Genomic DNA, 12,776 nt, shown 5'->3' on the forward strand with positions numbered 1-12,776 from the left:
AAGAGCGAATGACGACTTCCTCGACCCACCATGAAACGGCGCCCTCGGCGCCTTCTTCCCCTCTGCAACCTGCGATCCTCGAGCGCTTTGCGCGCGAGGTGGCCAAGTACCCCGAGGCAGGCAAGCAATCCGCAGTGATGGCCTGCCTGTCGATCGTCCAGCAGGACGAGGGCTACGTCAGCCTGCAGCGCGAGCGCGAGATTGCCGACTACCTCGGCATGGCGCCCATCGCCGTGCATGAAGTGACGACCTTCTACAACATGTACAACCAGCACCCGGTGGGCAAGTTCAAGCTCAACGTGTGCACCAACCTGCCTTGCCAGCTGCGCGACGGCGTGACCGCTCTCGTGCACCTCGAGAAGAAGCTCGGCATCAAGATGGGCGAAACGACGGCCGACGGCCTGTTCACGCTGCAGCAGAGCGAGTGCCTGGGTGCGTGCGCCGACTCGCCCGTGATGCTGGTGAACGATCGCACCATGTGCAGCTTCATGAGCAACGAGAAGCTCGACCAGCTCGTCGACGGCCTGCGCGGTGCCACGCCCGCCACCAAAGGGGAGGCTTCCTGATGTCGCCCGAACAAGTTCTCCAGCAGTTCCAGGCAACGGGTGTTCAGACCTGTTTCCATGACCGTCACATCGAGCCGCAGATCTACGCGGGCCTGAACGGCACCAACTGGCGCCTGGCCGACTACGAAGCGCGCGGTGGCTACAAAGCGCTGCGCAAGATCCTCACCGAGGGCCTCACGCCCGACCAGGTGATCGCCGAAGTGAAGGCCTCAGGCCTGCGCGGGCGTGGCGGCGCGGGCTTCCCGACCGGCCTGAAGTGGAGCTTCATGCCCCGCCAGTTCCCGGGCCAGAAGTACCTCGTCTGCAATTCGGACGAAGGCGAGCCGGGCACGTGCAAGGACCGCGACATCCTGCAGTTCAACCCGCACATCGTGATCGAAGGCATGGCCATCGCCGCGTATGCGATGGGCATCAGCGTGGGCTACAACTACATCCACGGCGAGATCTTCCAGAGCTACGACCGTTTCGAGGAAGCCCTCGAAGAAGCGCGCGCCGCGGGTTACCTCGGCGACAAGATCATGGGCAGCACGTACAACTTCCAGTTGCACGCGGCCCACGGTTTCGGTGCGTACATCTGCGGCGAAGAAACCGCGCTGCTCGAATCGCTCGAAGGCAAGAAGGGCCAGCCGCGCTTCAAGCCGCCGTTCCCGGCCAGCTTCGGCCTGTACGGCAAGCCGACCACCATCAACAACACCGAGACCTTCGCGGCGGTGCCCTGGATCATCAACAACGGTGGCCCGGCGTACCTCGAATGCGGCAAGCCGAACAACGGCGGCACCAAGATCTATTCGGTGAGCGGCGACGTCGAGTTGCCGGGCAACTACGAAGTGCCCATGGGCACGCCGTTCTCCAAGCTGCTCGAGCTGTGCGGCGGCGTTCGCAAGGGTCGCACGCTGAAGGCCGTGATTCCCGGCGGATCGTCGTCTCCCGTGCTGCCGGCCGACATCATGATGGCCTGCACCATGGACTACGACTCCATCGCCAAGGCCGGCTCCATGCTGGGCTCGGGCGCGGTGATCGTCATGGACGACAGCCGCTCGATGGTCGAATCGCTCAAGCGCCTGTCGTACTTCTACATGCACGAGTCGTGCGGCCAATGCACCCCTTGCCGCGAAGGCACGGGCTGGCTGTACCGCGTGGTGGACCGCATCCACAACGGGCAGGGCAGGGCGACCGACATGGACCTGCTGAACTCCGTGGCAGACAACATCCAGGGCCGCACGATCTGCGCGCTCGGCGACGCGGCGGCCATGCCGGTGCGCGCCATGATCAAGCACTTCCGTCATGAGTTCGAAGCCCTGATCCCGGGCTACGTTCCCAAAGCGCCGGTCCAGGCCTGAGCGCGAGAAACACACATATGGTTGAAATCGAACTCGACGGCAAGAAGGTCGACGTGACCGAAGGCAGCATGATCATGCATGCGGCCGACAAGGCGGGCACGTACATTCCGCACTTTTGCTATCACAAGAAACTGAGCATCGCGGCCAACTGCCGCATGTGCCTCGTCGACGTGGAAAAAGCGCCCAAGCCGATGCCGGCCTGCGCCACGCCCGTCACGCAGGGCATGATCGTTCGCACCAAGAGCGAGAAGGCCATCAAGGCGCAGCAGTCGGTCATGGAGTTCCTCCTGATCAACCACCCGCTGGATTGCCCTATCTGCGACCAGGGCGGCGAATGCCAGCTGCAGGACCTGGCCGTGGGCTACGGTGGCTCTTCTTCGCGCTACGAAGAAGAAAAGCGCGTCGTGTTCCACAAGGACGTGGGCCCGCTGATCAGCATGGAAGAGATGAGCCGCTGCATTCACTGCACGCGCTGCGTCCGCTTCGGCCAGGAAGTGGCCGGCGTGATGGAGCTCGGCATGACCCAGCGCGGCGAGCACTCCGAAATCGAGACCTTCGTGGGCGACTCGGTCGACTCCGAACTCTCGGGCAACATGATCGACATCTGCCCGGTCGGCGCGCTCACGAGCAAGCCGTTCCGCTACAGCGCCCGCACGTGGGAACTGTCGCGCCGCAAGTCGGTGAGCCCGCACGATTCCACCGGCGCCAACCTGATCGTCCAGGTCAAGAACAACCGCGTGATGCGCGTGGTGCCGCTGGAGAACGAAGACGTCAACGAATGCTGGATCGCCGACCGCGACCGCTTCTCGTACGAAGCGCTCAACGGCCCGGAACGCCTGACGCAGCCCATGCTCAAGCAGGGCGGCCAATGGCAACAGGTCGACTGGCAGACGGCGCTCGAGTACGTCGCCAACGGCCTGCGCCAGATCAAGACCGACCACGGCGCGCAAAGCATCGGCACGCTGGTCAGCCCGCATAGCACGCTCGAAGAGCTGCAGCTCGCCGCCATGCTCACGCGTGAACTCGGCAGCGACAACATCGACTACCGCCTGCGCAACGCCGAATTCACGGCCTTCGAAGGCGTGCGCTGGCTCGGCACTTCCATCGCTTCGCTCACGCAAGTGCAGCGCGCGCTGGTCGTCGGCTCCAACCTGCGCAAGGACCATCCGCTGTTCGCACAGCGCATCCGCCAGGCCGTGCGCAAGGGCGCCAAGCTGTCGGTGATCACCTCGGCCGGCCTGATGTCCGACCGCGACGCGTGGGCCATCGACGTGGCGCAATCGACCATCGTCGAAGCCGACCAATGGGTCGAGGCGCTGGCTGCCGTGGCGGCCGCCATCGGCGAGACCAACGGCGCAGCCGCGCCGCTGGCACCGAAGAACACGCCGGACGATGCCGCCAAGGCCATCGCCGCGTCGCTGCTGAGCGGCGAACGCAAGGCCGTGCTGCTCGGCAACGCCGCCGCCCACCACGCCCAGGCCGCCAGCCTGCTGGCCCTGGCGAGCTGGATCGGCACGCAGACCGGCGCCACCGTCGGCTACCTGACCGAAGCCGCCAACACCGTGGGCGCGCAGCTCGTCGGTGCGTTCCCGAAGAACGGCGGCCTCGATGCCGGTCGCATGCTCGCCGCGGGCTCCGGCCTGAAGGCGGTGCTGCTGCTGAACACCGAGCCGGTGTTCGACTCGGCTGCCGGCGTTGCCGCTGCCGATGTCATCGGCAATGCGCAAATGGTGGTCACGCTCAGCCCCTTCAAGGCCAACCTCGCGTTCAGCGATGTGCTGCTCCCGATTGCTCCGTTCACCGAAACCCCTGGCACCTTCGTCAATGCCGAAGGCCGCCTGCAAGGTTTCCATGCCGTCGTGAAGCCGCAAGGCGAAACGCGTCCGGCGTGGAAGGTATTGCGCGTGCTGGCCAACCTGCTGGGCCTGCCGGGCTTCGCGTTCGAATCGACCGCCGAAGTGCTCGCCACCATCGGCGACAAGGGCGCGCTGCCGGCGAATGCGCTGAGCAATGCCACGTCCGCCGGCGCTGTCGCGTCGAACGGCGAGGCTGCTGCACCCGTGGTCGCAAGCATCTACCAGCTCGACTCGATCGTGCGCCGCGCACCGTCGCTGCAACTGACCGCCGATGCGCGCAACGCATCGACCGCACCGGCCCGTGCCGAGGAGGCATTGGCATGATCGACGCTATTCATGGCTTCGGCCAGGGCCTGGTTGCCGCAGGCTGGTGGACGGCAGTGGTCTGGCCCGTGATCTGGACGCTGATCAAGATCATCGTCGTCGTGATCCCGCTGATGCTGGCCGTGGCGTACCTCACGCTGTGGGAACGCAAGGCGATCGGCTTCACGCAGATCCGCATCGGCCCGAACCGCATCGGTCCCATGGGCCTGCTGCAGCCCATGGCGGACGCGCTCAAGCTGATGACCAAGGAAATCATTCTTCCGACGGTCGCCAACAAGGGCCTGTTCCTGCTCGGCCCCATCATGACCATCATGCCGGCGCTGGCCGCATGGGCCGTGATTCCCTTCGGTCCTGATGTGGCGCTGGCCAACATCAACGCCGGCCTGCTGTTCGTGATGGCCATCACCTCGCTCGAGGTGTACGGCGTGATCATCGCCGGCTGGGCGTCGAACTCGAAGTACGCGTTCCTGGGCGCGCTGCGCGCCTCGGCGCAGATGGTGAGCTACGAAATCGCGATGGGCTTCTGCTTCGTCGTGGTGCTGATGGTCACCGGCAGCCTGAACATGAGCGAGATCGTGAACGTTCAGGGCAAGGGCATGTTCGCCAACCTGGGCGTGGGCTTCCTGTCGTGGAACTGGCTGCCGCTGCTGCCGATCTTCGTCGTCTACTTCATCTCGGGCCTCGCCGAAACCAACCGCCACCCGTTCGACGTGGTGGAAGGCGAGTCTGAAATTGTGGCCGGCCACATGATCGAGTACTCAGGCATGAGCTTCGCGATGTTCTTCCTGGCCGAGTACGCCAACATGTGGCTCGTGTCGATCCTCACCGTGGTGCTGTTCCTGGGTGGATGGCTGCCGCCGTTCGACTTCCTGAGCTTCATTCCGGGCTGGATCTGGCTGGGTGCCAAGACCTTCTGCGTGGTCACCATGTTCCTGTGGGTCCGCTCGACATTCCCGCGCTTCCGCTATGACCAGATCATGCGTCTGGGCTGGAAGATCTTCATTCCCGTCACCCTCGTGTGGCTGGTCGTGGTCGGTGGCTGGATGCAGACGCCGTTCAACATCTGGAAATAACAGGAAGCGCCAATACCATGTCTGCTGCGCATACCGCCGGCGCGTCCGCGCGCCCTTCCAAACTCGCCTCCGCGCCTTTCTCGCTCAAGGACTTCCTGAGCAGCTTCATGCTGTTCGAGCTGTTCAAGGGCCTGGCCGTGACCGGCAAGTACGCCTTCGCCCGCAAGATCACGGTGCAGTTCCCCGAAGAGAAGACGCCGCTGTCGCCGCGTTTTCGTGGCCTGCATGCGCTGCGCCGCTATGAGAACGGCGAAGAGCGCTGCATTGCCTGCAAGCTCTGCGAAGCCGTTTGCCCGGCCCTGGCCATCACCATCGAATCGGATGTGCGCGACGACGGCTCGCGCCGCACGACGCGCTACGACATCGACCTGACCAAGTGCATCTTCTGCGGCTTCTGCGAAGAAAGCTGCCCGGTCGACTCGATCGTCGAGACGCACATCTTCGAGTACCACGGCGAGAAGCGTGGCGACCTGTACTTCACCAAGGACATGCTCCTGGCGGTGGGCGATCGCTACGAAAACGAAATTGCAGCGAACAAGGCGGCCGACGCCAAGTACCGCTGATCCCGACCAGCCCGAACCCCGTACCCATTCGAATTCCATGGACGTCAAGACCGGTCTGTTCTATCTGTTTGCCGCGGTGCTGCTGTTTGCAGCCTTCCGCGTCATCACCGCCCGCAACCCCGTGTACGCCGCGCTGTACCTGGTGCTGGCCTTCTTCCAGGCCTCGGCCATCTGGTTGCTGCTGCGCGCCGAGTTCCTCGCGATCTCGCTCGTGCTCGTGTATGTCGGTGCCGTGATGGTGCTGTTCCTGTTCGTCGTGATGATGCTGGACATCAACGTCGACGGCTTGCGAGAGGGCTTCTGGAAGCACTTTCCGCTGGCGGCAGGGGTGGGCGCGCTCATCGCACTCGAAATGGCGGCCGTGCTCATGGGCGGCTTCCGCCTGGGCGAAGCACCTCGCGCCGCCTCGGGCCCGATGGCGGCCAACGCATCCAACACGCTCGAACTGGGCAAGTTGCTGTACACCGAATACCTCTACCCGCTGGAAATTGCCGCGGTCATCCTGCTCGTGGCCATCGTGGCCGCCATCGCGTTGACGCTGCGCACCCGCAAGGACAGCAAGTACGTCAACCCGGCCGACCAGGTGCGCGTGAAGGCGCGCGACCGCGTGCGCATCGTGCAGATGCAGGCGACGCGTGCGGCCGAACCTGTGGCTGAAGTTGCAGCTGCGGATGCTGCAAAGGAAAACAAGGCATGACGCTCACGCTAGGACACTTTCTTTCGCTCGGCGCGATGCTCTTCGCGCTGTCCGTGATCGGCATCTTCCTGAACCGCAAGAACCTGATCGTGCTGCTGATGGCCATCGAGCTGATGCTGCTGGCGGTCAACATGAACTTCGTGGCGTTCTCCCACTTCCTGGGCGACATGCACGGACAGATCTTCGTGTTCTTCATCCTGACGGTGGCCGCGGCCGAGTCGGCCATCGGGCTGGCGCTGCTGGTTCTGCTGTTCCGCAACAAGTCGAACATCAACGTGGACGAACTCAACTCGCTCAAGGGTTGAAAGCAACATGAGCGCAACCCTTTCCGCATCCACCTTGCTGGCCGTGCCGCTGGCACCCCTGGTCGGCGCCGCTGTCGCCGGCCTGTTCGGCACCAAGTTCGGCGGCAATCACATCGGCCGCAAGGTCACGCATTCGCTGACCATCCTGGGCGTGCTGGTCGCCTTCATCATCTCGGCCATGACGCTGAAGAGCGTGGTCGCCGACGGTGCCCGCTTCAACGCCACCCTCTATGAGTGGATGGTGGTCGGCGGCCTGAAGATGGAAGTCGGCTTCATGGTCGACGGCCTCACCGCCATGATGATGTGCGTCGTGACCTTCGTGTCGCTGATGGTCCACATCTACACCATCGGCTACATGGAAGAAGACGACGGCTACAACCGTTTCTTCGCGTACATCTCGCTGTTCACCTTCTCGATGCTGATGCTCGTCATGAGCAACAACATGCTCCAGCTGTTCTTCGGCTGGGAAGCGGTGGGCCTGGTGTCGTACCTGCTGATCGGTTTCTGGTTCAACAAGCCGACCGCGATCTTCGCGAACATGAAGGCCTTCCTGGTCAACCGCGTGGGCGACTTCGGCTTCATCCTGGGCATCGGCCTGATCGCCGCCTACGCAGGCACGCTGAACTACACCGAAGCCTTCGCCAAGGCGGGCACGCTGGCCGGCATCACCTTCCCGGGCACGGAGTGGATGCTGATCACCGTGATCTGCATCTGCCTGTTCATCGGCGCGATGGGCAAGAGCGCGCAGTTTCCGCTGCACGTGTGGCTGCCCGACTCGATGGAAGGCCCGACCCCCATCTCCGCGCTGATTCACGCGGCGACGATGGTGACCGCCGGCATCTTCATGGTGGCGCGCATGTCGCCGCTGTTCGAGCTGAGCGATACGGCCCTGAGCTTCATCCTCGTGATCGGTGCCATCACCGCGCTGTTCATGGGCTTCCTGGGCATCATCCAGAACGACATCAAGCGCGTGGTCGCGTACTCGACGCTCTCGCAGCTCGGCTACATGACGGTGGCGCTCGGTGCCTCGGCCTACTCGGTGGCGGTGTTCCACCTGATGACGCACGCGTTCTTCAAGGCGCTGCTGTTCCTCGGTGCCGGCTCGGTCATCATCGGCATGCACCACAACCAGGACATCCGCTGGATGGGCGGCGTGCGCAAGTACATGCCCATCACCTGGATCACGTCTCTCCTGGGGTCGCTCGCGCTGATCGGCACGCCGTTCTTCGCAGGCTTCTACTCGAAGGACAGCATCATCGAAGCGGTGCACGAAAGCCACCTGTGGGGCGCGAACTTCGCGTACTACGCAGTGCTGGCCGGCGTGTTCATCACGGCGTTCTATTCGTTCCGCATGTACTTCCTGGTTTTCCACGGCAAGGAACGCTACGACCAGAATCCCGATGCGCACCATGACGACCATGGTCACGATGCGCACGACGCGCATGGTCACGATGCGCACGACGCGCATGGTCACGGCGACCACGGCCATGACGCCCACAAGCCGCACGAGTCGCCCTGGGTGGTCTGGCTGCCGCTGGTGCTGCTGGCAATTCCCTCGGTGGTGATCGGCTTCATGACGATCGAGCCGATGCTGTTCGGCGAGTTCTTCAAGAACGCGATCTTCGTGGACGGTGCCAAGCACCACGCCATGAAGGAGCTGGAAGAGGGCTTCCACGGTCCGGTGGCCATGGCCATCCACGGCCTGACGACGGCACCGTTCTGGCTGGCGCTGGCCGGCGTGGTCCTGTCCTGGTACATGTACATGATCAACCCGGCCGTGCCGGCCGCGATCAAGCGTGCCTGCGGCCCGATCTACCGCCTGCTGGAAAACAAGTACTACCTCGACTGGATCAACGAAAACATCATCGCCCGCGGCACGCGTGCGCTCGGCACCGGCCTCTGGAAGGGCGGCGACCAGGCGATCATCGACGGCGCCGTGGTCAATGGTTCGTGGAAGCTGGTCGGCCGTATTTCGGGTGTGGTGCGCTGGATGCAGTCGGGCTACATCTATCACTACGCCTTCGCGATGCTGCTCGGCATCTTCATCCTGATGACGTACTTCGTCTGGTTCAAACGCTGAGCCTGAACGCTGGAGAAAAAGAAAAATGGGTTTGTTGAGCCTTGCCATCTGGGTGCCGATCGCATTCGGTACCGCGCTGCTGGCGTTCGGCCGTGACGAGCACGCCAGGGGCGTCCGCTGGGTCGCGCTGGTCGGTGCCATCGTGAGCTTCCTGGTCACGGTGCCGCTGTTCACGCGCTTCCAGAACGGAACCGACGCCATGCAGTTCGTCGAGAAGACGAGCTGGATCGCGCGCTTCAACGTCAACTACCACCTCGGGATCGACGGCATGTCGCTCTGGCTGGTGCTGCTGACGTCGTTCATCACGGTCATCGTCGTGATCTCGGCCTGGGAAGTGATCACCGAGCGCGTGAACCAGTACATGGGCGCGTTCCTGATCCTGTCGGGTTTCATGATCGGCGTGTTTTCCGCGCTCGACGGCATCCTGTTCTACGTGTTCTTCGAAGCCACGCTGATCCCGATGTACCTGATCATCGGTATCTGGGGCGGCCCGAACAAGATCTACGCGGCGTTCAAGTTCTTCCTGTACACCTTGCTCGGCTCGCTGCTGATGCTGGTGGCGCTGATCTTCCTGTACAACAAGTCGGGCGGCAGCTTCGACATCCTGGCGTGGCACAAGCTGCCGCTGGGGTCGACCGCGCAGACCTTCCTGTTCTTCGCCTTCTTCGCGGCCTTCGCGGTGAAGGTTCCGATGTGGCCGGTGCACACCTGGCTGCCCGACGTGCACGTCGAGGCGCCCACCGGCGGCTCGGCCGTGCTGGCCGCGATCATGCTGAAGCTGGGTGCCTACGGTTTCCTGCGCTTCTCGATGCCCATCGCACCCGACGCGTCGCACGAGTGGGCCTGGCTCATGATCGCGCTGTCGCTGATCGCCGTGATCTACGTGGGCCTGGTGGCGCTGGTGCAGCAGGACATGAAGAAGCTGGTGGCGTACTCGTCGGTGGCTCACATGGGCTTCGTAACGCTGGGCTTCTTCATCTTCAACGAGCTCGGCGTGTCCGGCGGCATCGTGCAGATGATTGCCCACGGCTTCGTCTCGGGCGCGATGTTCCTGGGCATCGGCGTGCTGTACGACCGCGTGCACTCGCGCCAGATCGCCGACTACGGCGGTGTGGTCAACACCATGCCCAAGTTCGCCGCGTTCGCGCTGCTGTTCGCCATGGCCAATTGCGGCCTGCCGGGCACCGCCGGTTTCGTGGGCGAGTGGATGGTGATCCTGGGTGCCGTCAAGGCCAATTTCTGGGTCGGCCTGGGCGCCGCCACCGCATTGATCTTCGGTGCGGCCTACACGCTGTGGATGTACAAGCGCGTGTACCTCGGCCCGGTCGGCAACGACCATGTCAAGGAACTGAAGGACATCAACGCCCGCGAGTTCCTGATGCTGTCGCTGCTCGCCATCGCGGTGCTGTGGATGGGCCTGTATCCGAAGCCTTTCACCGATGCGATGGACGCCTCGGTGAGCGGGCTCCTGCGCCATGTGGCGATTTCGAAGTTGCCTTCCTGATTCCACGCTGAAAAAGAGAACGAGATGATTGACAAAATCAGCTGGGTCACGATCTACCCTGAAATCGTGTTGCTGGTCATGACCTGCATCATTGCGCTGGTCGACCTGTCGACCACGAGCCATCGCCGCACCCGCACCTATGTGCTGACGCTGCTCACGCTCGCCGTGGTGGGCGTGCTGTCGGGCCTCGCGGCCCTCAACGGCAAGACGTCCTACGGTTTCGGCGGCATGGTCGTCAGCGACCCGATGGGCAACTGGCTCAAGTGCTTCGCCACCATCGCCCTGATGGTCACGCTGGTCTACGGTCGTCCCTACGCGGCCGACCGAGACATGCTGCGCGGCGGCGAAATGTTCACCATGAGCATGTTCGCGTTGCTGGGCATGTTCGTGATGATCTCGGGCAGCAACTTCCTGTTGATCTACCTGGGCCTGGAGCTGCTCACGCTGTCGAGCTACGCGCTGGTGGCGCTGCGCCGCGATAACGCGGTGGCCAGCGAAGCGGCCATGAAGTACTTCGTGCTCGGCGCCATGGCCAGCGGCTTCCTGCTCTACGGCCTGTCGATGATGTACGGCGCGACCGGTTCGCTGGACGTGAACGAGGTGTTCAAGGCCATTGCCAGCGGCAAGGTGAACCACCAGGTGCTGGTGTTCGGCCTGGTGTTCATCGTCGCCGGCCTGGCATTCAAGGTAGGCGCTGCGCCGTTCCACATGTGGGTGCCCGACGTGTACCAGGGCGCTCCGACGGCGATCACGCTGCTGATCGGCGCCGCGCCCGAGCTGGCCGCCTTCGCGATCATCATCCGCCTGCTGGTCGACGCGCTGCAGCCGCTGGCTATCGACTGGCAACAGATGCTGGCCGTGCTGGCCATCGCCTCGCTGCTGGTGGGCAACCTGGCCGCCATCGCGCAGAGCAACCTCAAGCGCATGCTGGCGTACTCGACCATCTCGCAGATGGGCTTCATGCTCCTCGGCCTGGTCGCCGGTTCGGACCAGCAAGGCACCTACAACGCCCAGTACGCCTACAGCGCCTCGATGTTCTACATCGTGACCTACGTGCTGACGACGCTGGCGAGCTTCGGCATCATCCTGCTGCTGGCGCGCGAAGGCTTCGAAAGCGAAGAGATCACCGACCTGGCCGGCCTGAACCAGCGCAGCCCGCTGTACGCCGGCGTGATGGCCATCGCCATGTTCTCGCTGGCCGGCCTGCCGCCGCTGGTGGGCTTCTACGCGAAGCTGGCCGTGCTGCAGGCACTGATCGCCTCTGGCCAGGCCATCTACATCGGCCTGGCCGTGTTCGCGGTGATCATGTCGCTGATCGGCGCCTTCTACTACCTGCGCGTGGTCAAGGTGATGTACTTCGACGCACCCGTCACGGCCACCACCGTGTCGGCCCCGCGAGATGTGCGTGCGGTGCTGACGATCAACGGCGCGCTGATCCTGATCCTGGGCATCGTGCCCGGCGGCCTGATGACGCTGTGCTACGACGCCATCGTGGCGACGCTGGCCCACTGACGGCGCCACGCTCGCTCACTCACGGTGTCGCAAACCGCGTCGGTATGGGTGGTCCTGCTGGTGGCCCTGGTGGCCGCCAACCTGCCTTTCTTCAACGACCGCCTGTTCGGGGTTGTGCCGCTGTCGACGAAACCCAAGTCGCTCGCGGTGCGCCTCGCCGAACTGGTGGTCTTGTACTTTCTGGCTGGCGCTGTCGGGCTGCTGTTCGAGCGCAGGGCAGGGCAGATCGCCCCGCAGGGCTGGGAGTTCTATGCGGTGACCGGCGCGCTCTTCATCGTGCTGGCCTTTCCGGGGTTCACCTGGCGCTACCTGATGAAGCACAGGCACTGATGACATGACATCACCCACGCCCGCATCGGCCACCGACTCGCACCTGCGCGAGGAGCTCGTCAGCAGCGAGGAGCTCGTCAAGGGCAACTTCCTGCAGGCCAAGCGCGACACCATCCGCCTGCCCGACGGCCACACCGCCACGCGCGAGTACGTGGTGCACCCGGGTGCGGTGGTGGTGATTCCGCTGCTGGACGACGGCCGCGTGGTGCTCGAGCGCCAGTTCCGCTACCCGATCGGCCACGTGATGGTCGAGTTTCCGGCGGGCAAGATCGACGCGGGCGAAGACCCGTTCGTGTGCGGCCGTCGCGAGCTGCTCGAGGAAACGGGCTACACCGCGCGCGAATGGGCGCATGCGGGTGCGATGCACCTGGCGGTGGCGTATTCGACCGAGATCATCCACATCTACTTTGCGCGCGGCCTCTCGCTGGGCGAGCGAAAGCTCGACCACGGCGAGTTCCTCGACGTGTTCACGGCCACGCCCGACGAGCTGGCCGGCTGGTGCCGCGACGGCAGCGTGACCGACGCCAAGACGCTGACCTGCACGCTGTGGCTGCAGAACGTCCTTTCCGGCGCATGGGCTCTGGACTGGCAGCCGGTGCCTGCAGAAGGCCGCGCGGGATAATCCG

Annotated in this window: 12 protein-coding genes; all 12 read left to right on the forward strand. The window is 64.1% G+C overall.

From position 1 onward, the window contains the following. The first annotated feature begins 8 nt into the window (after positions 1 to 8). Genes nuoE through AB6807_RS24110 form a run of 12 tightly spaced genes read left to right on the forward strand, consistent with a single transcriptional unit; the run spans position 9 to position 12,772 of the window. Positions 9 to 566, forward strand: a complete 558-nt coding sequence (gene nuoE, locus AB6807_RS24055) for an NAD(P)H-dependent oxidoreductase subunit E (protein ID WP_116913068.1) — start codon at positions 9 to 11, stop codon at positions 564 to 566. Further along, positions 566 to 1,906 (forward strand): NADH-quinone oxidoreductase subunit NuoF, encoded by a 1,341-nt coding sequence (nuoF, locus tag AB6807_RS24060; RefSeq protein WP_013542408.1) that lies wholly within the window; start codon positions 566 to 568, stop codon positions 1,904 to 1,906. The genes nuoE and nuoF overlap by 1 nt, the downstream gene beginning before the upstream one ends. A 17-nt stretch (positions 1,907 to 1,923) precedes the next feature. Continuing rightward, entirely contained in the window at positions 1,924 to 4,086 is a 2,163-nt protein-coding gene (gene nuoG, locus AB6807_RS24065) for an NADH-quinone oxidoreductase subunit NuoG (protein ID WP_371086517.1), read from the forward strand. Then, entirely contained in the window at positions 4,083 to 5,159 is a 1,077-nt protein-coding gene (gene nuoH / locus AB6807_RS24070; protein ID WP_116913071.1) for an NADH-quinone oxidoreductase subunit NuoH, read from the forward strand. Before nuoG ends, nuoH begins: the two co-directional genes overlap by 4 nt. Positions 5,160 to 5,176: 17 nt before the next feature. Then, positions 5,177 to 5,722, forward strand: a complete 546-nt coding sequence (nuoI, locus tag AB6807_RS24075) for an NADH-quinone oxidoreductase subunit NuoI (RefSeq protein WP_116913072.1) — start codon at positions 5,177 to 5,179, stop codon at positions 5,720 to 5,722. Between the two features lie 37 nt (positions 5,723 to 5,759). Then, positions 5,760 to 6,419, forward strand: coding sequence for an NADH-quinone oxidoreductase subunit J (locus AB6807_RS24080; protein ID WP_371086518.1), 660 nt, complete (start codon positions 5,760 to 5,762; stop codon positions 6,417 to 6,419). After that, positions 6,416 to 6,724 (forward strand): NADH-quinone oxidoreductase subunit NuoK, encoded by a 309-nt coding sequence (nuoK, locus tag AB6807_RS24085; RefSeq protein WP_019653383.1) that lies wholly within the window; start codon positions 6,416 to 6,418, stop codon positions 6,722 to 6,724. Before AB6807_RS24080 ends, nuoK begins: the two co-directional genes overlap by 4 nt. A 7-nt stretch (positions 6,725 to 6,731) precedes the next feature. After that, positions 6,732 to 8,804, forward strand: a complete 2,073-nt coding sequence (gene nuoL, locus AB6807_RS24090) for an NADH-quinone oxidoreductase subunit L (RefSeq protein ID WP_371086519.1) — start codon at positions 6,732 to 6,734, stop codon at positions 8,802 to 8,804. Between the two features lie 25 nt (positions 8,805 to 8,829). Beyond that, positions 8,830 to 10,308: an NADH-quinone oxidoreductase subunit M gene (locus tag AB6807_RS24095; RefSeq protein ID WP_116913075.1), complete on the forward strand. Its 1,479-nt coding sequence runs from the start codon at positions 8,830 to 8,832 to the stop codon at positions 10,306 to 10,308. 24 nt (positions 10,309 to 10,332) lie between these two features. Then, positions 10,333 to 11,820: an NADH-quinone oxidoreductase subunit NuoN gene (gene nuoN / locus AB6807_RS24100; protein ID WP_116913076.1), complete on the forward strand. Its 1,488-nt coding sequence runs from the start codon at positions 10,333 to 10,335 to the stop codon at positions 11,818 to 11,820. Between the two features lie 24 nt (positions 11,821 to 11,844). Then, on the forward strand, positions 11,845 to 12,150 hold the full coding sequence (locus AB6807_RS24105; RefSeq protein WP_116913077.1) for a DUF2818 family protein: 306 nt from the start codon (positions 11,845 to 11,847) through the stop codon (positions 12,148 to 12,150). Between the two features lie 4 nt (positions 12,151 to 12,154). Further along, positions 12,155 to 12,772, forward strand: coding sequence for an NUDIX domain-containing protein (locus tag AB6807_RS24110; protein WP_371086520.1), 618 nt, complete (start codon positions 12,155 to 12,157; stop codon positions 12,770 to 12,772). Positions 12,773 to 12,776: the final 4 nt, after the last annotated feature.

Source organism: Variovorax sp. RCC_210, assembly GCF_041355175.1.
Lineage (GTDB): Bacteria > Pseudomonadota > Gammaproteobacteria > Burkholderiales > Burkholderiaceae_C > Variovorax.